Origin of the sequence: Cellulomonas sp. SG140, from assembly GCF_025770785.1 — a bacterium.
Lineage (GTDB): Bacteria > Actinomycetota > Actinomycetes > Actinomycetales > Cellulomonadaceae > Cellulomonas.
Genome location: NZ_JANZLA010000007.1, coordinates 53,712 through 73,664, shown reverse-complemented (window position 1 = coordinate 73,664; position 19,953 = coordinate 53,712). Strand labels below are relative to the sequence as shown.

19 protein-coding genes are annotated in these 19,953 nt (G+C 74.8%); 16 read left to right on the top strand and 3 right to left on the bottom strand.

Features of this window, described 5'->3' with window-relative positions; all coding sequences use genetic code 11:
* Positions 1-6 precede the first annotated feature (6 nt).
* Positions 7-1,707: an alpha/beta hydrolase gene (locus N0B34_RS13450; protein WP_263731916.1), complete on the bottom strand. Its 1,701-nt coding sequence runs from the start codon at positions 1,705-1,707 to the stop codon at positions 7-9.
* Positions 1,708-1,892: 185 nt separating this feature from the next.
* Between N0B34_RS13450 and purB the strand changes: the two genes are divergently transcribed.
* Together purB and N0B34_RS13440 are read left to right on the top strand one after the other, a co-directional pair.
* Positions 1,893-3,323: an adenylosuccinate lyase gene (gene purB, locus N0B34_RS13445; protein WP_263731915.1), complete on the top strand. Its 1,431-nt coding sequence runs from the start codon at positions 1,893-1,895 to the stop codon at positions 3,321-3,323.
* A 203-nt stretch (positions 3,324-3,526) separates the two neighbouring features.
* Positions 3,527-4,402, top strand: coding sequence for a hypothetical protein (locus tag N0B34_RS13440; protein WP_263732063.1), 876 nt, complete (start codon positions 3,527-3,529; stop codon positions 4,400-4,402).
* Positions 4,403-4,559: 157 nt separating this feature from the next.
* Here the strand turns inward: N0B34_RS13440 and N0B34_RS13435 are convergent, their stop codons facing one another.
* A complete protein-coding gene (locus tag N0B34_RS13435) occupies positions 4,560-5,816 on the bottom strand; it encodes a glutamyl-tRNA reductase (RefSeq protein WP_263731914.1) in 1,257 nt (418 codons plus the stop codon).
* A 45-nt stretch (positions 5,817-5,861) separates the two neighbouring features.
* On the opposite strand from N0B34_RS13435, the gene hemE reads away from it, so the two are divergent.
* The 10 genes from hemE to N0B34_RS13385 all read left to right on the top strand — a co-directional run bounded on the left by hemE (position 5,862) and on the right by N0B34_RS13385 (position 15,157).
* Positions 5,862-6,926 (top strand): uroporphyrinogen decarboxylase, encoded by a 1,065-nt coding sequence (hemE, locus tag N0B34_RS13430; RefSeq protein ID WP_263731913.1) that lies wholly within the window; start codon positions 5,862-5,864, stop codon positions 6,924-6,926.
* Positions 6,923-8,347 carry a protoporphyrinogen oxidase gene (hemG, locus tag N0B34_RS13425; RefSeq protein WP_263731912.1) on the top strand — a complete coding sequence of 475 codons (1,425 nt, stop codon included), beginning with the start codon at positions 6,923-6,925 and terminating at the stop codon, positions 8,345-8,347. The genes hemE and hemG overlap by 4 nt, the downstream gene beginning before the upstream one ends.
* Positions 8,348-8,549: 202 nt before the next feature.
* Complete coding sequence (gene hemC / locus N0B34_RS13420) at positions 8,550-9,578, top strand: hydroxymethylbilane synthase (RefSeq protein WP_263731911.1); 1,029 nt, start codon at positions 8,550-8,552, stop codon at positions 9,576-9,578.
* The gene (locus tag N0B34_RS13415) at positions 9,575-10,414 is read left to right on the top strand and encodes a uroporphyrinogen-III synthase (protein ID WP_263731910.1); all 840 of its coding nucleotides are present in this window, start codon (positions 9,575-9,577) and stop codon (positions 10,412-10,414) included. Before hemC ends, N0B34_RS13415 begins: the two co-directional genes overlap by 4 nt.
* On the top strand, positions 10,411-11,433 hold the full coding sequence (hemB, locus tag N0B34_RS13410; protein WP_263731909.1) for a porphobilinogen synthase: 1,023 nt from the start codon (positions 10,411-10,413) through the stop codon (positions 11,431-11,433). The genes N0B34_RS13415 and hemB overlap by 4 nt, the downstream gene beginning before the upstream one ends.
* On the top strand, positions 11,430-12,773 hold the full coding sequence (gene hemL / locus N0B34_RS13405) for a glutamate-1-semialdehyde 2,1-aminomutase (RefSeq protein WP_263731908.1): 1,344 nt from the start codon (positions 11,430-11,432) through the stop codon (positions 12,771-12,773). Before hemB ends, hemL begins: the two co-directional genes overlap by 4 nt.
* Positions 12,774-12,826: 53 nt before the next feature.
* Positions 12,827-13,627 carry a hypothetical protein gene (locus N0B34_RS13400; RefSeq protein ID WP_263731907.1) on the top strand — a complete coding sequence of 267 codons (801 nt, stop codon included), beginning with the start codon at positions 12,827-12,829 and terminating at the stop codon, positions 13,625-13,627.
* A 449-nt stretch (positions 13,628-14,076) separates the two neighbouring features.
* Positions 14,077-14,325, top strand: coding sequence for a hypothetical protein (locus N0B34_RS13395; protein WP_263731906.1), 249 nt, complete (start codon positions 14,077-14,079; stop codon positions 14,323-14,325).
* A gap of 105 nt (positions 14,326-14,430) precedes the next feature.
* Positions 14,431-14,781, top strand: a complete 351-nt coding sequence (locus N0B34_RS13390) for a PadR family transcriptional regulator (protein WP_263731905.1) — start codon at positions 14,431-14,433, stop codon at positions 14,779-14,781.
* Between the two features lies 1 nt (position 14,782).
* Entirely contained in the window at positions 14,783-15,157 is a 375-nt protein-coding gene (locus N0B34_RS13385; protein ID WP_263731904.1) for a hypothetical protein, read from the top strand.
* A gap of 22 nt (positions 15,158-15,179) precedes the next feature.
* On the opposite strand, the gene N0B34_RS13380 is transcribed toward N0B34_RS13385, so the two are convergent.
* Positions 15,180-15,611, bottom strand: coding sequence for an SRPBCC domain-containing protein (locus tag N0B34_RS13380; RefSeq protein ID WP_412175755.1), 432 nt, complete (start codon positions 15,609-15,611; stop codon positions 15,180-15,182).
* A 174-nt stretch (positions 15,612-15,785) separates the two neighbouring features.
* On the opposite strand from N0B34_RS13380, the gene N0B34_RS13375 reads away from it, so the two are divergent.
* The 4 genes from N0B34_RS13375 (at position 15,786) to N0B34_RS13360 (ending at position 19,950) form a co-directional block, all read left to right on the top strand.
* Positions 15,786-16,067: a metal-sensitive transcriptional regulator gene (locus tag N0B34_RS13375; protein ID WP_263731903.1), complete on the top strand. Its 282-nt coding sequence runs from the start codon at positions 15,786-15,788 to the stop codon at positions 16,065-16,067.
* Between the two features lie 58 nt (positions 16,068-16,125).
* Positions 16,126-16,359: a heavy-metal-associated domain-containing protein gene (locus N0B34_RS13370; protein WP_263731902.1), complete on the top strand. Its 234-nt coding sequence runs from the start codon at positions 16,126-16,128 to the stop codon at positions 16,357-16,359.
* Positions 16,356-18,773 carry a heavy metal translocating P-type ATPase gene (locus N0B34_RS13365; RefSeq protein ID WP_263731901.1) on the top strand — a complete coding sequence of 806 codons (2,418 nt, stop codon included), beginning with the start codon at positions 16,356-16,358 and terminating at the stop codon, positions 18,771-18,773. Before N0B34_RS13370 ends, N0B34_RS13365 begins: the two co-directional genes overlap by 4 nt.
* 214 nt (positions 18,774-18,987) lie before the next feature.
* On the top strand, positions 18,988-19,950 hold the full coding sequence (locus tag N0B34_RS13360; protein ID WP_263731900.1) for an SPFH domain-containing protein: 963 nt from the start codon (positions 18,988-18,990) through the stop codon (positions 19,948-19,950).
* Positions 19,951-19,953: the final 3 nt, after the last annotated feature.

The following is a 19,953-nucleotide window of genomic DNA, read 5'->3' as shown; positions in this document are numbered from 1 at the left end:
GACCCGTCAGCCCACCTCCCGCCGGACCACGTACTGCGACGTCGTCGCGACGGTCCCCGGACCACCGAGCACGCCGTCGAGCGCGCCGACCCCCGGGATCGAGCCCGGCGCCTGCGCGACCGCCTCGTCCACCCGGCGCCCCGTCTCGATGTAGTTCTTGATCCCGTGCGCGGTGCCCCAGCTGGGCGTGCCCTGGCCGTCCTCCGCCAGCTCCCTGGTGATCGCCGTGACCTGGGGCGCCACCCGGGTCGGTGCCCCATCGAGCCGCGCGGTGCCGTCCTCCACGTGCTCCATGCGGATCACCGGGACGTTGGACGGCAGCTGCGCCGGGACGTCCGGTGAGCCGGCGGTCACCACCGCGCCGACGGTGAACTCCTTGCCGGCTCTCGCCGCGACGTTCATCGCCACCATGCCGCCCTGGCTGTGACCGACCAGCGTCACAGGCTGGCCGGCAGGGATGCCGGCCTGCCGCATCGCGGCCAGGACGCCGGCCGTCATCGTGTCGGCGAGCCCCGCCTCGAGGCGCAGGTTGGTGCCCATGTCCGTAGGAACCGTCCCGGACATCGCCATGGTCTGGGTGCCGGGCACAGCCACCACCCACGAGCGCGTCCCGTCGGGCCGGTCCAGGCGCTGGATGGTCACCGTGCCGGGTTCGGTGCCCGGTGCCGCCGAGCCGCCGTAGCTGGTGGCGACCAGCCGCATCACATCGGCCAGGCCGTGTGGTGCCGGCTGCGGCACCGGTGCCGCCACCGGCGTCACGACGGCCGTGCCCGCCGGCCCCGTCATCAGCCCGGCCAGCACCGCAGCGCCGCCCGGCACCGGGTGCAGCGTGGGGAGGCCGCCGGCCTGCCCCCGTGCAACCGCCGAGACGGCCGTCGTCGCCACCTCGACCACCCCCGAGCGCACAGCCGCCTTGGCCGCGGCCGCCCCGGCCGTCTCCGCCAGCTGCGCCGCCTTCTCCGGCCCCACGACGCGCGACGTCTCGCCGAACAGGGCGAGTCCGGTGAGCCCGGCGGCACCCGCTGCCAGCACGCCCTCGACGGCCAGCACCGGCGCCGGCAGGAGCCCGACGATCCCGCCCCAGACGGCGCCAGCCCCGCGCACGACCCCCGACACGGTGCTCTCGCCGGCCGCGTGCACCTCCGCCGCGGCGTGCAGCCGCTTCGCCAGCTCCCGCAGGTTCTCCGCCAGGTGGTACGGCGACCAGCGGGCGCCGAGCAGGAGGCAGATCGAGGCTCGCTGGTGGTTGTCGATCAGCACCGGCGTCGGCAGCGCGACCGTCAGCGTGGACAGCGACGCGTGGACGTGGTCGAGGCGGTCGGCGCACGAGGTGAGCTTGGCGGCGGCGACCTGGAGCGCCTCCGGGTCGACGCTGGTCACCCCGTCCGCACCCACCCGGACCGAGGTGCCGCCCACGCTCGAGCGCGGGACGGGTGTCGACCAGCCCGCCACCGGCGGCACCGGTCCGTGGTCCGAGGTGCACCAGGTGGGTCCACCGTTGATGCCCGCCGCGACGAGGCCTCCCGACGTCATCAGTCCCCGGGCGCACAGGCCCAGGTCCCCGGCGGCCGCCACCATCTGGTCCTCGTACGCGACCGCCGCCGGCGATCTCCAGGGCAGCCCCTGGCAGGTGGCCACGTCGGCCCGCACCGACCCCACCTCCTGCTGCGCCGCCGTCAGCACCACCTGCGCCCCTCGGATGTCCACGGCCGGGACGCTAGGGACGCCTCCGGGCGCGGCGGACGCCGGAGGATCGAGCGCACGGACGAGGAGCGCGCCGTCCGGGCTGTGGGTGCGCGACACGCCTGCGACGACCCCGGCCCGGCGGCCCGCACCGTCTCGTCGTCCGCACCGCCCGCCGCCGCCGTCCACCGCTCTGGGACACTGCTGCCATGCCCCGCGTGCGCCTGGCCGACATCACCCCTGCCATCGCCCTCGGCCCGCTGGACGGCCGCTACCGTCCGGCTGTCGCCGACCTGGTGGACCACCTCTCCGAGGCCGCGCTGAACCGCGCCCGCATCGCCGTCGAGGTCGAGTGGGTGATCCACCTGTGCGCGCACGCTGTGGTGCCCGGCGCGCCCTCGCTCAGCCCGGCGGAGGAGGAGTACCTGCGCGGGGTGGTGGACACCTTCGGCGCCGACGAGATCGCCGAGCTGGCCGCGATCGAGCGGACCACGGTGCACGACGTGAAGGCGGTCGAGTACTTCCTCAAGCGGCGGCTGGCCGCAGCACCCGAGGCGCTGGGCGCCGACACCGTGCTCCCGTCGGTCGGCGAGCTGGTGCACTTCGCCCTGACCAGCGAGGACGTGAACAACCTGTCCTACGCGCTGATGGTGCGCGGCGCCGTGCAGCAGGTGTGGTTCCCCGCGGCCGTCGAGCTCGTCGACCAGGTGGCCGCCCTCGCGGCCGAGCATCGCGCGCTGCCGATGCTCGCCCTCACGCACGGGCAGCCCGCCACGCCGACCACGCTCGGCAAGGAGCTCGCCGTGCTGGCGCACCGCCTGCGCCGCCAGCTGCGCCGCATCGAGTCCGACGAGTACCTGGGCAAGCTCAACGGCGCGACCGGCACGTACGGCGCGCACACCGCCGCGGTGCCGGGCGCGGACTGGCAGCTCGTCTCCCGCACGTTCGTCGAGCACCTCGGGCTCACCTGGAACCCGCTGACCACGCAGATCGAGTCGCACGACTGGCAGTCGGAGCTGTACGGGGACGTCGCCCGGTTCAACCGCGTGCTGCACAACCTGGCCACGGACGTCTGGACGTACATCTCCAGGGGCGTCTTCACCCAGATCCCCGTCCCCGGTGCGACCGGAAGCTCGACGATGCCGCACAAGGTCAACCCGATCCGCTTCGAGAACGCCGAGGCCAACCTCGAGATCTCGTCGGCCCTGCTCGACACGCTCGCCGCGACGCTGGTCACCAGCCGCCTGCAGCGCGACCTGACCGACTCGACCACCCAGCGGAACATCGGTCCGGCGTTCGGGCACAGCCTGCTGGCGATCGACAACGTGCGCCGCGGCCTCGGCGGGCTGGCCGTGGACCCGGCACTGCTGGCGGCGGAGCTCGACGAGAACTGGGAGGTGCTCGCCGAGCCGGTGCAGTCCGCGATGCGGGCCGCCTCGGTCGCCGGCGTCACCGGCATGGAGAACCCGTACGAGCGGCTCAAGGAGCTGACCCGCGGGCACCGGCTGACGGCGGCGGACATGCGCGAGTTCATCGGGTCGCTCGGCCTGCCGGACGACGTCGCCGCGCGCCTGCAGGCGATGACGCCGGCCGCGTACACCGGCATCGCCGCGGACCTGGTGGACCACCTGACCGACTGAGAGGGACCGCCTCGCCGGCCGAGCAGGCCCCGCAGCACCGCGGGAGCACGGCGACGGACCTTGCGTCGCCCGTCCGTGTGAGCGCTCCCGCGGCGACGCGCCGCAACCTGGACACGTGTGCTTGTTAGGGCCAGAATGCCCACGGCTCGTCCGGTTCACCCGGGTTCCTCCCCATCTCGCAGCAGGGTTCTCCCGTGACGCTCATGCAGAAGGTGGTCACACCTGCGTCGTCGTACGCGCACCTGGTCAACGGTCACGACCGGATGGCCGGCTACGTGGTGCGCGCCGCGGACGTGTCGTTCGCCACCACCCCGGCGCAGCTGTTCGAGGTGCACGGGCTCGGCTACCCCGGCTCGCCGTTCCGGCCCACCGACGACCACGTGGACCTGCTGCGCTTCGAGTCGTCACCGCAGCTGCAGTACCGCGACGTGCCCGGCTACATCGTCCCGTTGTGGTGGCTGCGGCACTCCCGCATCCCGCCGCGCACCGAGCTGGTGCGGGTGTACTCCGACGGCAGCTCGCGGCTGCTGGCCTGGTACGGCGACGTCGGTACCGGCTGGACCTCGGCGCCCGGCATCCCCGGGCAGCCCGGCCTGTCCTCGCTCTCGCGCTGCGTCGGCCCGGTGGCCAAGTGGCACTCGGCGTACCTCGAGGCGGACGTGCTGGACGACGACACCGTGGTGCTCGCCCTGGCCAACCCGCCGTTGGCCGAGACCGGGTTCGACCAGTCGCCGAGCGGCCGCTGGTACCGGCACGTCGCCCGCACCGAGGTCTCCGAGCTGTTCGAGCTCGACCTGACGGCACGCTGGAACGGCCTCGCGGTGCGCGTGGTCGACCAGTGGCAGGACGCGCAGCGGTACGTGGTCGCCCGCATCTCGCACCTGGGCGACGACATGGACCGTGCCGAGCGGCTCCACCTGCAGCAGGTGGAGGCCGGCGTGTACGAGGCGGTGGTCTACGCCGCCGAGCTCACCGACCTGCAGACCAACCAGGTGGTGCCGGTCACGTGGGCGCCCGGTCCGACGACGACGTCCCAGCGCTCCTACGGCGCCCCCTACCAGCACCACGCGCACTACTGACGGACCACCGCGGCGCGGTCTGCGGTCCGCGCGGCGCCCCGGACGCGTGCCGGGCCTGGCGCTCCCCCCGTCCAGGCCCGGCACGTCCGTCGTCGGGCGGACCGGTGGCCAGTCGCGCGGGGCGCAGACGCCCGCAGCCGAGGCGGCGACGCGCGGCTCAGGCGATCGAGTCGCCGACCACCGGCTGGACGGCGGCCAGCTCCGCGAGCGCCTGGCGGTACGCGTCGACGTCGCCGCGCCGAGCGGCCTCGCGGGCCCGGACGGTCGGACCGTGCAGCGCTGCACGGGCGCGCCGGCGAGCAGCCTGGTCGCCCTCGGTCGCCGTGAGCACCCGCGTGCGCTCGGCGACGACGGCGGGATCCCAGGCACGGACCCGACGCTCGGCGACGAACTCCGCCGCGGCGGCAGCCACCATCTGAGCGCCCTCGCTGACGGCCACCGAGCCGGCCGGGGCGTGCTCCGCGACCGAGTGCAACGACACCAGGTGCACCTGGGGCAGCGCACCCACGCTCGGGTCCACGTCGTGCCGCAGCGCGAGGTCCACGACGGTCAGCGGCGCGGCGTTCCCCGCGGCGGCCCGGACGGCCGCGAGCGCCGACCCGTGCAGCACCGGGCCGCCGGTGCCGCTGCAGGCGACGACGAGGTCGGCGTGGGCCAGCTCCGCCAGCAGGTCCGGATCGGCGACGTGCGCACCGCGGGCTGCGGCGAAGGCCGCTGCCCGGCCGCTCGCCGACCACACCCGCACGTCCCGGCACCCGCGGCCGCGCAGTGCCGCGAGGCTCGCGCCGGCATAGGAGCCGGTGCCGACCAGCACCACGCGCAGCCCCGACCAGTCCACGTGCTCTCCCGCGGGCCCCGCGGCCGCGTCGTGCACGTGCCGCGGCAGCGTGCCGGCCGCCAGGTCCAGCGCGACCCCGACCACCGAGCGGCCGGTGCCGCCGAGCCCGGTCGCGGCCTCGACCGCACGGGAGACCCGCGACGCCCGCTGGAACAGCTGCTCCAGCACCGACGTGGTGGTCCCCTCGCGGCGCGCGTGGGTCAGCGCCCGGCGCACCTGTCCGGCGATCTCGCGCTCGCCGACCACCATCGAGTCCAGCCCGGCGGCGACGGCGAACAGGTGCTGCGCGGCATCGGCCTCGGTGCGGTGGCGCAGGTGCCCGCGGACGGTGGCCGGCGCCAGGCCGGACCGCGCGGCGACGGCCTCGGAGGCCGCGGCGCAGGCCTCGGCGAGCCGCTCGTCGTCCACGTCCAGGTACAGCTCGAAGCGGTTGCACGTGGCGAGGACCACGGCACCCCGGACGGGACCCGCCGCCGCCACGAGCTCGGGGCCGACGCCGGCCCAGTCGGTGGACAGACGTTCCAGGGCGGACAGCTCGAGGTCGTGGTGGCTGGCGGCACAGCTGAGCAGCGCCACGCGGCCGATTGAATCACCCGAACATTTGTCCGGCACAATCGCGGTGTGACCCTTCCCGAGGACCACCCTCTGCGTACCGGCCGCACCACGAATTCCCCCCTGGTCAGCGCCTATTCGGGGCACCGACCGCGACGACTGCCGGTGTGGTTCATGCGGCAGGCGGGACGGTCGCTGCCGGAGTACCGGGCGTCGCGGGCGGGCGTCGCGATGCTCGACTCGTGCCTGGACCCGGACCTCGCGGCGGAGCTGACGCTGCAGCCGGTGCGCCGGCACGGGGTGGACGCGGCGATCTTCTTCTCGGACATCGTCGTCCCCATGGCGCTGCTGGGGGTCGACGTGAAGATCGAGCCCGGCGTGGGCCCGGTGTTCGGCTCGCCCGTGCGGACCGTGGACGACGTGGCACGGCTGCGCGACCTCGGCCCGTTGACCGACGAACGGGCCGCCCCGGTGACCGCCGGCGTGCGCGCCGCGGTGGCCGCCCTGGGCGACACCCCGCTGATCGGGTTCGCCGGTGCGCCGTTCACGCTCGCCGCGTACCTGGTCGAGGGCCGCGCGTCCCGCGACCACCTCGGCGCCCGCCGGTTGATGCACTCCGACCCGGCCGCCTGGCACGCGCTGATGGGCTGGGCGGCGGACGTGACCGGGGCGTTCCTGCAGGCGCAGGTGCGGGCCGGGGCGTCGGCGGCGCAGCTGTTCGACTCCTGGGCGGGGTCGCTGTCGCTGACCGACTACACGCAGCACGTGGTTCCGGCCTCGGCGCGGGTCCTGTCGGGCGTGCGGGAGCTCGGCGTGCGGGCGGTGCACTTCGGGGTCGCCACCGGCGAGCTGCTGGTGGCGATGCGTGACGCCGGTGCCGACGTGATGGGCGTGGACTACCGGGTGCCGCTGGACGAGGCGAGCTGGCGGCTGGGCGGTCGCACGCCGCTGCAGGGGAACGTGGACCCGGCGATGCTCGCGGCGCCGTGGGAGGTGCTCGAGGCGCACGTGCGGGACGTGGTGGAGCGGGGTTCCGTGGCACCCGCGCACGTGGTGAACCTCGGTCACGGGGTGCCGCCGGACACCGATCCCGACGTGCTGACCAGGCTGGTCGAGCTGGTGCACTCGCTGTGACCGAGCGCTGGGACGCCGTCGTCGTCGGCGCAGGTCTGGGTGGGCTGGTGGCCGCGCGCGAGCTGGCTCGGGCGGGACTGCGGGTGCTGGTGCTGGACGGCCGGGACGCGCCCGGGGGCGCCGTGCGGTCGCACGACGTGGCCGGGCTGCGGCTGGACGCCGGCGCGGAGTCGTTCGCGACGCGCGGCGGGGCGGTCGCGGCCCTGGTCGACGAGCTGGGGATGACCGACGACCTGTGCACCCCGGCGCCGCGGGGCTCCTGGGTGCACCTGGTCAGCGGCGACGGCCCGCTGCCGGCCACCGGGCTGCTCGGCATCCCGACGGACCCCGGCGCGGCGGACGTGCGGCGCACGCTGGGCCTGGTCGGCTCCTGGCGGGCACGGTTCGACGGGGTGCTGCCGGCACGGGTCGGCGCCGACGCCACCACGTTGGGCGCGCTGGTGCGGGCCCGGATGGGCGCAAGGGTGCTCGACCGGCTGGTGCGGCCGCTGGTCGGGGGTGTGCACGCAGCCGACCCGGACCAGCTGGCGGTGGACGTGGTGGCGCCCGGGCTGCGGGCGGCGCTCGCCCAGCACGGGACGCTCGGGCGGGCGGTCGGCGCGCTGCGCGCCGCGGCGCCGGCCGGGTCGGCGGTGCAGGGGTTGGCCGGCGGGGTGTGGCGGCTGGTGGACGCCCTGGTCGCGGACGTGCAGGCGCACGGTGGCGAGGTGCGGGTCCGGTCGGCCGTCACAGGCCTGGCGGCGGACGAGGTCGGGGCCGCGGCGACGGCCCAGGGCGGCTTCGTGGTCCGGACCGCCCACGACGAGGTCCGGACGGACCGGGTGCTGCTGGCCACGGCGGCTGCCGTCCCGCTGCTCGCGGAGCTGACGGGTGCCGACCCGAGCGCGATGCGCACCGACGAGGGGACGCCGGTCACCCTGGTCACGCTGGTGCTCGACGGCGTGACGGCCCTCGACTCGGCGCCGCGCGGCACCGGTGTGCTGGTCGCCCCCGACGCCACCGACGTCACCGCCAAGGCGCTGACCCACGCGACGGCGAAGTGGGAGTGGCTCGCGGCTGCCGCCGGTCCCGGGCGGCACGTGCTGCGACTGTCCTTCGGTCGAGCGGAGGGCGACTCTGCGACGCTCCCCGCCGGCGACGACCTGGTGCGGCTCGCCCTCTCCGACGCCGCCACGCTGCTGGGCACGCCGCTGCCGGCCGACCGGCTGGTGGGGCACGACGTGGTGCGGTGGACGCAGGCGCTGCCCCGGCCGAGCGCGGCGCACCGCGACGCCGTGGCGGCGGTGCGGGACGCGGTCGAGCGGGTGCCCGGGCTGGCGCTGGCCGGTGCGTGGGTGGCCGGCAACGGTCTGGCGTCCGTGGTGCCGCAGGCCCGGGCGGCAGCCGTAGAGCTGCTGGGAGCGCCGAGCCCGCGCGGCTGAGCCGGCGGAGCCGAGCGGGCGAGCCCGACCAGCCGACATTTCGCGACGAGCATTGATCTGACACCGCGTCAGAAATGTCGCCTCCTCGATTTCCGCCGGTCCGGTGCGACGCGCGTCGCAATGCCGTCCCGCAGCCCTCGGGAATGCGCCCCGTCGGCCCCCGGATTTCGATGCCACAGCCACCGGAGGGACACTGACGCCCATGCAGGTGCGCATCGGCACACGCGCGAGCGCGCTCGCGCTGACCCAGACCGGACACGTGGCAGCCGACCTGACGGCGGCCGGCCTGGCCGTGGAGACCGTCCGGGTCCGCACGGAGGGTGACCGCAGCCGCGCCTCCCTCGCGGCGCTGGGAGGCACCGGTGTGTTCGTCACCGCACTGCGCGACGCGCTGCTCGAGGGACGCTGCGACGTTGCGGTGCACTCGTTCAAGGACCTGCCGACGGCGCCCGCGCCAGGCCTCGTCGTCGCGGCTGTGCCCGTGCGGCAGGACCCGCGGGACGCGTTGTGCGCGCGGGACGGCCTGACGCTCGCGGAGCTGCCCCGTGGTGCGCGGGTTGGCACCGGGTCGCCGCGGCGCGCCGCCCAGCTGCGGGCCGCACGGCCGGACCTGGACGTGGTGGACCTGCGCGGCAACGTGGACACGCGCCTCGGTCGGGTGGCGGGTAGCACGGGTCCTGGCGACCTCGACGCGGTGGTGCTGGCGCGTGCCGGGCTGGCGCGGCTGGGCCGGCTCGACGCGGTGACGGAGGTGTTCGACGCCGACGTGATGCTGCCGGCACCCGGGCAGGGTGCGCTGGCGGTGGAGGTGCGGGCCGAGGACGCGTCGGGAGACGGCGCCCTGGCCGCAGCGCTGCGCACGTTGGACGACCTCGCCACCCGGCTGGCGGTCACGGCGGAGCGCGCGTTGCTCGGCCGGCTCGAGGCCGGTTGCGCGGCACCGGTCGGAGCGCTCGCGCAGCTGGTCGGGGACCAGCTGCAGCTGCAGGCCGTGGTCGCCGGCGTGGACGGCGGCCGAGCGCTGCGCCGCACGCTGGCCGCGACCGGCGCCGACGTGGCTGCCGCCAGCGACCTCGGGACCCGGGTGGCCGACCTGCTGCTGGAGGACGGGGCGGCGGAGCTGGCGCCGGTCGGGCCGGGGGCATCGCGCGGTCCGACGGCATCGGCCGGTCCGGCAGCAGACGACACCGCCCAGGTCGGCGGCGCGGCGCAGCCGAAGGCGCGCGGATGACGGGACCGCTCGAAGGCCTACGGGTGCTGGTGCCACGGCCGGCGTCCGGGAGCGCGGACGCCGAGGCGGCGTTGCGGGCCGTCGGTGCCGAGCCGGTGGTGGTGCCACTGGTGCGCACCGAGGCGGTCGACGACCCGACGGTGCTCGACTCGGCGCTGACCGACCTGCGGGCCGGCCGGTACGCGTGGCTGGCGGTCACCAGTGCGGCGGCGGTCGGTGCGCTCGTCGGACGGGCGCTGGAGAGTGCGGAGGCGCTCGGCGACGTCGTGGGCCGGACCAAGGTGGCGGCCGTGGGTCCGGCGACGGCGCGCGCGCTGGCAACCGTGGGCGTCACGGCGGACCTCGTCGGGACCTCCGGTGCGCGTGCTCTGGCCGACGCGTGGCCGACGCCCGACGTCGCCGGGGCCCGAGTGCTGTTCACCCGCGGCGACCTGGCCGGTCCCGAGCTGGTGGACGGGCTGCGCGCGGGCGGCTGGGCCGTGGACGACGTGGTCGCGTACCGCACGGTGCCGGCCGGTCCTGCGCCCGACGACGTGGTCGCGGCCTGGCGGGACGGCTCGATCGCCGCGGCCCTGCTGACCTCCCCGAGCACCGTCCGGGCGCTGGCCACCCGGCTCGGACCGCCGCCGAGCGGGACGGTGCTGGCCTGCATCGGGCCGACCACGGCGGACGCCGCCCGCGACGCCGGCCTGCCGGTCGCCGTCGTCGCCCCCGAACGCACCATGTCCGCCCTGGTCGGCGCGCTGTCCGAGGCGGTGGTCGCCACCCACGGCGACGCCCCACCGGCGCCGGTCGCACCGGACGCAGCAGACCTCGACCCGAAGGAGACCCGATGACCACGGTCCCGACCCCTGAGTCCCGCTCCGTCCCCACACCGGGCCGCGTCCGCCTGCGCCGGATGCGCGCCACCCCCGCCCGCCGCCGCCTGGCGGCCCAGACGCGGGTGCACGCCGAGCAGCTGATCCTGCCGATGTTCGTCAAGGAGGGGCTGACCGACCCCCGCCCGCTCGGCTCGATGCCGGGCGTGCTGCAGCACACGCGCGACTCGCTGCGCCGCGCCGCCGTCGAGGCGGCCGAGGCCGGTGTCGGCGGCGTGATGCTGTTCGGCATCCCCGAGCGTCGGGACGCGGTGGGCAGCTGCGCGACGGAGCCGGACGGCATCCTCAACGTGGCGATCGCCGACGTGGTGGCCGAGGTGGGCGACGCGCTCGTCGTGCAGGCCGACCTGTGCCTGGACGAGTTCACCGACCACGGCCACTGCGGCGTGCTGGCCCCCGACGGCTCGGTGGACAACGACGCGACGCTGGTGCGGTACGCCGACATGGCGCTCGCGCAGGCCGCGGCCGGCGTCGACCTGATCGGGCTCTCCGGGATGATGGACGGCCAGACGGCGGCCTGCCGCGACGCCCTCGACGCCGCGGGGTTCACCGGCACCGCGCTGCTGGCCTACGCCGCGAAGTACGCGTCGGCGTTCTACGGCCCGTTCCGCGAGGCCGTCGAGAGCGAGCTGCAGGGCGACCGCCGCACGTACCAGATGGACCCCGCCAACCGCCGCGAGGCGGCCCGCGAGGTGGCGGCCGACGTGGCCGAGGGGGCCGACGTCGTCATGGTGAAGCCGGCGATGTCCTACCTCGACGTGCTGGCCGACGTCGCCGCCACGTCTCCCGTGCCGGTGTGGGCGTACCAGGTGTCCGGCGAGTACGCCATGATCGAGGCCGCCGCCGCCAACGGCTGGATCGACCGCCGCCGTGCGATCACCGAGTCCGTGCTGTCCATCCGCCGTGCCGGCGCCGACGCCGTGCTCACCTACTGGGCCGTCGAGCTGGCCCACTGGCTCTCCGAGGGGACCCGATGACCCACGCCCGTACCGAGCAGTCCGCGAGCGCGGACGCCTTCGACCGCGCCCTGGGGGTGATCCCCGGCGGGGTGAACTCGCCGGTGCGCGCCTACGGCTCGGTGGGCGGGACACCGCGGTTCATCGCATCGGCGCACGGTGCGTACGTGCGGGACGTCGACGGCGCGGAGTACGTGGACCTGGTCGGCTCGTGGGGGCCCGCGCTGCTGGGGCACGCGCACCCCGAGGTGGTCGCGGCGGTGCAGGAGGCGGCAGCTCGAGGGCTCAGCTTCGGCGCCCCGACGCTGGCCGAGGTCGAGCTGACCGAGGAGATCCGGCGCCGCGTCCCCGCCGCCGAGCGGATCCGGCTGGTGTCGACGGGCACCGAGGCGACGATGACGGCCCTGCGCCTGGCGCGCGGGTTCACCGGTCGCGACCTCGTCGTGAAGTTCGCCGGCTGCTACCACGGGCACGTCGACGCCCTGCTGGCCGCGGCCGGGTCCGGCGTCGCCACGCTGGCCCTGCCGGGATCCGCGGGCGTCACCGCGGAGGTCGCGGCCGAGACGCTGGTGCTCCCGTACAACGACCTCGACGCCGTCCGCGCCGCCTTCGAGGCGCACGGGCCGCGCATCGCCGCGCTGATCATGGAGGCCGCGCCGGCCAACATGGGCGTGGTGCCGCCGCTGCCGGGATTCAACGCCGAGCTGCGCCGGATCACCGCGGAGGCCGGTGCCCTGCTGATCCAGGACGAGGTGCTGACCGGGTTCCGGGTGTCGGCGTCGGGCTGGTGGGGGCTGGAGGGCCAGGCCGAGGGCTGGGCGCCGGACCTGCTGACCTTCGGCAAGGTGATCGGCGGCGGGCTGCCGGTCGCGGCGGTCGGTGGACGGGCCGACGTGATGGCGTCGCTCGCGCCGCTCGGGCCCGTGTACCAGGCGGGCACCTTGTCCGGGAACCCTGTGGCGGTGGCTGCGGGCCTCGCGACGCTGCGGCTGGCCGACGAGGACGTGTACGCCCGGGTCGACGCCACGTCGGCCCGGCTGCGCACGTCCCTGTCGCGGGCGCTCGGCGAGGCCGGGGTGCCGCACGCGATGCAGTGGGCGGGGTCGCTGTTCAGCACCATGTTCGGCGCCGGTCCGGCCGCCGCGGGTGCCCGGGACTACGACGCCGTGCTGGCCAGCGAGCACTGGCGGTACACGCCCTTCTTCCACGCGCTGCTGGAGCACGGGGTGTACGCGCCGCCGTCGCCCTTCGAGGCGTGGTTCGTCTCCGCCGCGCACGACGAGGAGGCGATCGGCCGGATCGAGGCGGCCCTGCCTGCGGCTGCCGCGGCGGCCGCCACGGCCGAGCGCCCGACCGCCTGACCCGTCCGGGTACGGCATCAGGGTCACCCCCGCGCTCTTCCGCCTGGAGTCCTATGACGCTCAGCGCCTGGCTACGCGAGGCTCGTGCTGCGGACGGAGGCCTCCTGATCCCCGGGCGGCCGGCCCACGCCGCCTGTGATCTCGTACTCGCTCCGGACGGCGCGCACGTCGTCGCGGACGAGCTCGAGGTCGTGCTGCCCTACGAGGACTGCGGAGCGACGACGGGGGACAGCTGGATCCTGACGTCGTGGTCGGCCACCCGGGGAGGCGACTCGATCGGCGCCGCAGTCCGAGGTGGTGGCAGTCATGCAGCGGGCATCGAACAGCTTCGCCGCCGTCGCCGAAGCTTCGCCAGTTGGGTCAACCGGATCGGGCGAGGACGGAACGAGGCGCCGCTCGACGCCGCCGGCACCATCAACGCCCGGGTCGAGGCCGATCTTCGCGCCCTCGCCGTGCTGTGCGTGACGCTCGCGCGCAAGTCCGACTGGCGCGCACAGCTCGGTGACCGGGCCCGCGTTGTTCAGCTCCTGCGCGACATGGATGCCGCTGACCACGGACTGGTGCTCGAGAAGACCGGGGCCAGGCGGCGCACCATGGAGACGCTGATCGCGCTGCGAATGGCGGGGTACGAGCATCCCGTCGGGGGCCGACCGCTTCCGGACGACCCTCCGCTGGACGACGAAGCAGTCGTCGCCGCCGTCCTGCATCGTCTACAGGCCAACCGCTACGCACTCCCGCCGGACGAGGCGCAGGTCAGCGCGGTGGTGCACCGGGAGTACCTCGACGTCGAGCCGTGGCCGTTCGCCGCCCTCATGCCCACGGGTGACCCCCCAGCACCTCGGCGGACGACATGAGTCCGGAGGAGACCCCGGCGGCGGTAGGCGCGACGCGTAGACCTCGGCACACCAGCGAAGCTCACGAGAACCGGCGTCGTGTCGACGTCCTCGTGCGTCTCGGTCGGATCACGCTCGCCGCCATCCCGGCCATCTGGGTCACCGCGTGGGCCACCAGACCGCTCTGGATCCACGCACCGCTCGACCATGGCCTGCCGGATCACCCCGTGGCCATCACCCTCTTCCTCCTGTCCCTGGTGGTCGCGGCACTCACACCCTTCTTGGTCTTGCCCGTGGGTCGGCCCGCCCTTGCCGAAGTCGACCCACCTGACGAGCTCCTCGTGGACACGGTCCTCGGGTGCAGGCAGGTTGAGCTGCGGGCTCTGCGACGCATCGGCGCGCTGACGATCCAAGGACGCCCGGGACTCGCCTCCCACGTCGTCTACCTCCGCGATGCGCGAAGGCGCTGCGTGCTCCTGTGGCTGGGCCCGGACCCGCGGCTTCCGACGCCGCTGCGCATGGCGCTCACGGCGGCAGCGACCGACCGGCCGGAGATCGTCTCCGCGCGGGCTCGGTCCCTCCTCCGCCTCGGTGCGCGGGTCGGGCTCGGCCAGCGGATCGCGCTCGGGACGTTCTCGTTCGTCGTGGGGACGGCCGCGTACGGCGCCTGGTTCATCGGCACCGTGAGTCTCGTCCTCTGGGTGTGGATGCCCCACTAGGTGGCGGCGTCGGGATCGCGTGCGCCCTTGCGCGTCAGCTGACGGTGCCTCCCGAGGCTCGTCGGTCTTCTGGACCGCTTCATGAGCCCTAGGTAGAGTTAGACCATGGCGAAGGCGCCGAAGATGTCCAGCGCAGTGGTCAGCGTGCTCGAGACGTTCCTCGAGCGGCCGCGGTCCGCTCGTTACGGCCTGGAGCTCGGCGCGGCGACGGGCCTGGCCAGCGGCACGATCCACCCGGTCCTCGCCCGCCTCGAGGCAGCGGGCTGGGTCGAGAGCCAGTGGGAGAGCGTCGACCCTTCTGCCGTCGGACGCCCCCGCCGTCGCTTCTACCGGCTCACTCCCGCCGGCGCCGAGCAGGCCCGGACCGCCCTGGCCGGGGTCGCCGCCCGGCAGGCTCGGCTGCGGCGCCGGCTCGCAGGACCAGTCGCCTCGCCGCCGCTGCCGGACGAGGCGTGACATGCCCCGCCTCGCTACCGCCCTGCTGACCGCTGCCGTGCGGCTGCTCCCGCCGACCGCCCGGCGGCGGTACCGGGAGGAGCTCGACGCCGAGCTCGCCGATGCCCCCCACCCGCTCGCATTCGCCGCCTCGATGCTGGTTGCGGCCCCGCGCCTGCGCTGGGAGGTGCTGACCGGTCTCTGCGGCGGTCGCGCGTCGATGCGCTGCTACGTCGGGTGGCACGGCAGGCGCGTGCTGCACCCGAATGCGGAGGACCACACGGTCGTCGTCCTGCGCTGCCCGCGGTGCGGGCGGCTCCGCGACCCGCGGCAGTACCTGCCGGCGCACGACGCTGACGGCGTGGCCTGGGGCGGCGTGTACCTCGGCGGCCACTGACCTCGACACGGCGACGGACCAGCTAGGTCCCGCGAGCCTCCGATACCGTCTTCAACCCGTCGAGCATCGCGCGCCAGTTGGCGGCGCTGTGCTCGGCCGACTCGGCCGTCGGGTTGTTGTCCTGCTCGAGGACCACCCTGGTCCCGCCGTCGACCGGTTCGAGCACGTACTGGAGCCGGTGGTAGCTCTCCGGTACGTCCGGCTGCCCCGACATCGGGCTGAAGTGCGTCACCACCAGCCGGTGCGGACGCTCGACCTCCAGCACCTCGCCCTTGTCCTCGAAGGGGTGGCCCTGCCACTGACCGCTCCACGTGATCCGGTGGCCGGGCTGCCAGTCGCTGACGGTTCGCGCGCCGAACATGATCTCCGGCCGCGGCTCGGGGCTGGTCAGGACGTCCCAGACGCGTTCCGCTGGCGCACCGATCAACACCTCTGCTCGTGCGACGTGGTCCATGGCAGCCCTCTCGCCGTCGGGTGGTCCGGTCGTCGTCATCCTCAGCCCTCCCGGACGCAGCCGCCTAGGGACGTCGTCACCGACACAGGTCGTCAGTCCCTGGTACCAATACCCGGTAGGGGTATATAGTCACGAGCGACGGGTCGACGACGGCCCGCGCGAGGAGGACCCCCGGTGCCCGGATACAGCGACGACAAGGACGCCTACCTCAAGCGGCTGCGCCGCGTGGAGGGGCAGGTGCGCGGCATCGCGCGCATGGTGGACGAGGACACGTACTGCATCGACGTCCTCACCCAGATCGCCGCGGTGACCAAGGCGCTGCAGGCCGTCGGCCTCGGGCTGCTCGAGGACCACCTCGACCACTGCGTCGTCGACGCCGCCCGCCAGTCCCACGAGGCCGGCCACGAGAAGGTCCGCGAGGCGGCCGACGCGATCGCCCGGCTCGTCCGCAGCTGACGTCCACCCGACGACGACCCCCGCAGTACCGCCAGCACAACCAACCGAGGAGCAGCACATGAGCACCACCACCCAGTTCTCCGTCGACGGCATGACCTGCGGCCACTGCGTGCAGCACGTCACGTCCGAGCTGACGGCCATCCCCGGCGTCACCGACGTGTCCATCGACCTGGTCGCCGGCGGTTCGTCGCCCGTGAAGGTCACCTCCGACGCCCCGATCTCCGACGAGGCGATCGCCGCCGCGATCGACGAGGCCGGCTACGCGGTCACCCCGCGGGGCTCGCTGCTGTGAGCACCTCCGTCGCCGGCACCCCGGACGCGACCGGGGTGGTCGAGCTCGACCTCGCCGTCGAGGGGATGACCTGCGCCTCCTGCGTCGCCCGCGTGGAGAAGCGGCTCAACCGCGTGCCCGGGGTGCAGGCGACGGTGAACCTCGCTCTGGAGCAGGCGCACGTGCGGGTCGAGCTCCCCGAGGGCGGCTCCCCGGCGGACGTGGACGCCCTGGTCGCAGCCGTGCAGGCCGCCGGTTACGACGCGCACCCGATCACGCCGACCCCGCCGATGACCGACGAGGAGATCGCCGCGGTCACCGGTGGCATGGGCATGGACATGGGCGACGAGGACACCTCAGCCCCGACCGACGCCCGCGGCACGGACCTGCGCCGGCGGTTGCGGCTCGCCGCCGTGCTGACCGTGCCGGTGGTGCTGATCTCGATGGTGCCGGTGCTGCAGTTCCGCGGCTGGCAGTGGGTGGTGGCCGCCCTGGCCCTGCCGGTGGCGACGTGGGCGGCGCTGCCGTTCCACCGGGCGGCGCTGGCCGCCGGCCGGCACGGCTCCTCGACCATGGACACGCTGGTGTCCCTCGGCATCATCGCCGCCACCACGTGGTCGCTGTGGGCGCTGCTGCTCGGCGGCGCCGGCCGGCTCGGGACCCACATGACCCCGACGCTCATCCCGTCGCGGGCCCACGCGATGTCGACGCCCGAGCTCTACTTCGAGGTGGCCGCCGTGGTCACCACGTTCCTGCTGGCCGGCCGGTACGCCGAGCACCGCTCGCGGCGCCGCGCCGGTGACGCGCTGCGGGCGCTGCTCGACCTCGGCGCCAAGGACGTGTCCGTCCTGGTGGACGGTGCGGAACGGCGGGTGCCGATCAGCGCGCTGCGGGTGGACGACGAGTTCGTGGTCCGTCCCGGCGAGAAGATCGCGACCGACGGCGTGGTGCTGCGCGGCACGGCCGCGGTGGACGCGTCCCTGCTCACCGGTGAGCCGGTGCCGGTGGACGTCGGTCCCGGCGACCAGGTGACCGGCGCCACGGTGAACACGTCCGGCCACCTCGTGGTGCGGGCCACCCGCGTCGGCGAGCAGACCCGGCTGGCGCAGATCGGCCGGCTGGTCGCCTCGGCGCAGACCGGCAAGGCACCCGTGCAGCGGCTGGCCGACCGCATCTCCGCGGTCTTCGTGCCCGTGGTGATCAGCCTGTCCGTGATCACCCTCGTGGTGTGGCTGCTGTCCGGCGCCTCGGTGCAGGCCGCGTTCACCGCGGCCGTCGCGGTGATGATCATCGCCTGCCCCTGCGCGCTGGGCCTGGCGACGCCGACCGCCCTGCTGGTCGGGACCGGCCGCGGTGCGCAGCTCGGCATCCTGATCAAGGGTCCGGAGATCCTCGAGCGCACCCGTGCCGTGGACACCGTGGTGCTCGACAAGACGGGCACCATCACGGCGGGTGCGATGCGCCTGGTCGACGTGCTGGTCCCGGACGACGGCGACGCGGACGACGTCCTCGCGGTGGCCGGTGCCGTCGAGCGCGGCTCCCAGCACCCGATCGCCGCGGCGATCACGTCGGCGGCCGACGACCGCACGGCGACGACCGCCGTCGAGGCGGACGGCGCAGCGATCGACGGCGCCGCCACCGGGACCTCTGCGGCGCCGGAGCTCGACGTGCACGACTTCGTCGAGACCCCCGGCCGCGGTGTCGTCGGCGTGGTGCGCGCCGCGCACGCCGGTGTCGGCCTGTCCCGCCGCGTGCTGGTGGGCCGCCCGGCCTGGCTGCACGACCAGGGCGTCGACACCACCGTGCTCGACGAGCAGTTCGACGCCGCCGAGGCGGACGGCGCGACAGCCGTGATGACCGCCTGGGACGGCGCGGCGCGCGGCGTGCTGGTGCTGCGCGACCCGGTGAAGCCGACCTCGGCACAGGCGATCGCCGAGCTGCGGTCGCTGGGCATGCGGCCGGTGCTGCTCACCGGCGACAACCCGCGGGCGGCCCGGGTGGCGGCGCGCGAGGTCGGCATCGACGAGGCCGACGTGGTGGCTCAGGTGCTGCCCGAGGACAAGGTGGCGGCGGTCGAGCGGCTGCGTGCCGGGGGCGCCACCGTGGCGATGGTCGGCGACGGGGTGAACGACGCCGCGGCGCTGGCCGCTGCCGACCTCGGCCTGGCGATGGGCACCGGCACGGACGTCGCCATCGAGGCAGCCGACCTGACGCTGGTGCGCGGCGACCTGCAGTCGGCACCGCAGGCGATCCGGCTGTCCCGCACCACGTTGCGGATCATCCGGCAGAACCTGTTCTGGGCCTTCGCGTACAACGTGGCGGCGATCCCGCTCGCCGCGACCGGCCTGCTCAACCCGATGATCGCGGGTGCGGCGATGGCGTTCTCCTCCGTGCTCGTCGTCACCAACTCGCTGCGCCTGCGCCGCTTCTCCTGACGCCAGCGCTCGACCCAGCACCCGATGCCCGGGCGCCGACCACCGTGTCGGCCCCGGGCATCGTCGTGCGCGGCTGTCGCCGTCTCCGCGTCGCCGGACCCGTCCCGCGCAGCTCCGCCGGCGAAATCCCTCCCGCCCGTCTCACAAACCTGATATCACTTTGCTATCGCGCATCCACAGGGGGTGCGCCGGTCAGCGAAGGAGCACGAGTCAGATGTCGGACATCGCCTCACCCCCGCAGGCTTCGGTGGGCGGTCAGCCCGCCGGTCGCCCCGTGGGCAGCGGAGGGACGCGGGTCGACGTGTCCGAGCGGACCGCGTGGTCCCTCGGCAGCGCCGCCACGGTGCTGCTGCTCCTCATCGACATCGCCCTGGTGATCACGGCGTTCAACCAGTTCGCCCAGGCCGACTCGACCGGTGACGACTCCCACGCCGGCCTCGGCGTGCTGCTGATCGCCGTCGCCGTCCTCACCTTCACCGGCATCGGCGTGATCAGCCCCGGCTCCACCCGCGTGGTGCAGCTGTTCGGCCGCTACGTCGGCACCGTCCGCCGCACCGGCCTGTACACCACCGTCCCCCTGAGCAACCGCCGCCGGGTGTCGGTGCGGGTGCGCAACTTCGAGACCAACGAGCTCAAGGTCAACGACGCCGACGGCAACCCGGTGAACATCGCCGCGATCGTCGTCTGGCAGGTGGCCGACACCGCCAAGGCGACGTTCGCCGTCGAGGACTACGTCGACTTCGTGCGCGTGCAGTCGGAGTCGGCCCTGCGCCACGTGGCGATGTCCCACCCGTACGACCGCCCGGACACCGGCGAGGAGACCCTGCGCGGCGCGACCGATGTCGTCTCGGGGGAGATCGCCGCCGAGGTCGCAGCCCGCGTCGCGATCGCCGGTCTCGAGGTGGTCGAGGCGCGCATCTCGAGCCTCGCCTACGCCCCCGAGATCGCCCAGGCGATGCTGCAGCGGCAGCAGGCCGGCGCGATCATCGCGGCCCGCAGCCGCATCGTCGAGGGCGCCGTCTCGATGGTCGAGGACGCGCTGCAGCGCCTCGAGGACCACGCCGTGGTCACCCTCGACGAGGAGCGCAAGGCGGCGATGGTGTCCAACCTGCTGGTCGTGCTGTGCGGCGACAGCCGGGCGACGCCGATCGTCAACACCGGGTCCCTGTACACGTGAGCC

What these genes read in the sequence shown, in the direction of transcription:
- N0B34_RS13415 (WP_263731910.1), top strand. Translation starts at nt 9,575, where the DNA reads ATGACGGGACCGCTCGAAGGCCTACGGGTGCTGGTGCCACGGCCGGCG.
- N0B34_RS13440 (WP_263732063.1), top strand. Translation starts at nt 3,527, where the DNA reads ATGCAGAAGGTGGTCACACCTGCGTCGTCGTACGCGCACCTGGTCAAC.
- purB (WP_263731915.1), top strand. Translation starts at nt 1,893, where the DNA reads ATGCCCCGCGTGCGCCTGGCCGACATCACCCCTGCCATCGCCCTCGGC.
- hemL (WP_263731908.1), top strand. Translation starts at nt 11,430, where the DNA reads ATGACCCACGCCCGTACCGAGCAGTCCGCGAGCGCGGACGCCTTCGAC.
- hemC (WP_263731911.1), top strand. Translation starts at nt 8,550, where the DNA reads ATGCAGGTGCGCATCGGCACACGCGCGAGCGCGCTCGCGCTGACCCAG.
- N0B34_RS13370 (WP_263731902.1), top strand. Translation starts at nt 16,126, where the DNA reads ATGAGCACCACCACCCAGTTCTCCGTCGACGGCATGACCTGCGGCCAC.
- N0B34_RS13390 (WP_263731905.1), top strand. Translation starts at nt 14,431, where the DNA reads ATGGCGAAGGCGCCGAAGATGTCCAGCGCAGTGGTCAGCGTGCTCGAG.
- hemB (WP_263731909.1), top strand. Translation starts at nt 10,411, where the DNA reads ATGACCACGGTCCCGACCCCTGAGTCCCGCTCCGTCCCCACACCGGGC.
- N0B34_RS13380 (WP_412175755.1), bottom strand. Translation starts at nt 15,611, where the DNA reads ATGGACCACGTCGCACGAGCAGAGGTGTTGATCGGTGCGCCAGCGGAA.
- N0B34_RS13400 (WP_263731907.1), top strand. Translation starts at nt 12,827, where the DNA reads ATGACGCTCAGCGCCTGGCTACGCGAGGCTCGTGCTGCGGACGGAGGC.
- N0B34_RS13385 (WP_263731904.1), top strand. Translation starts at nt 14,783, where the DNA reads ATGCCCCGCCTCGCTACCGCCCTGCTGACCGCTGCCGTGCGGCTGCTC.
- N0B34_RS13360 (WP_263731900.1), top strand. Translation starts at nt 18,988, where the DNA reads ATGTCGGACATCGCCTCACCCCCGCAGGCTTCGGTGGGCGGTCAGCCC.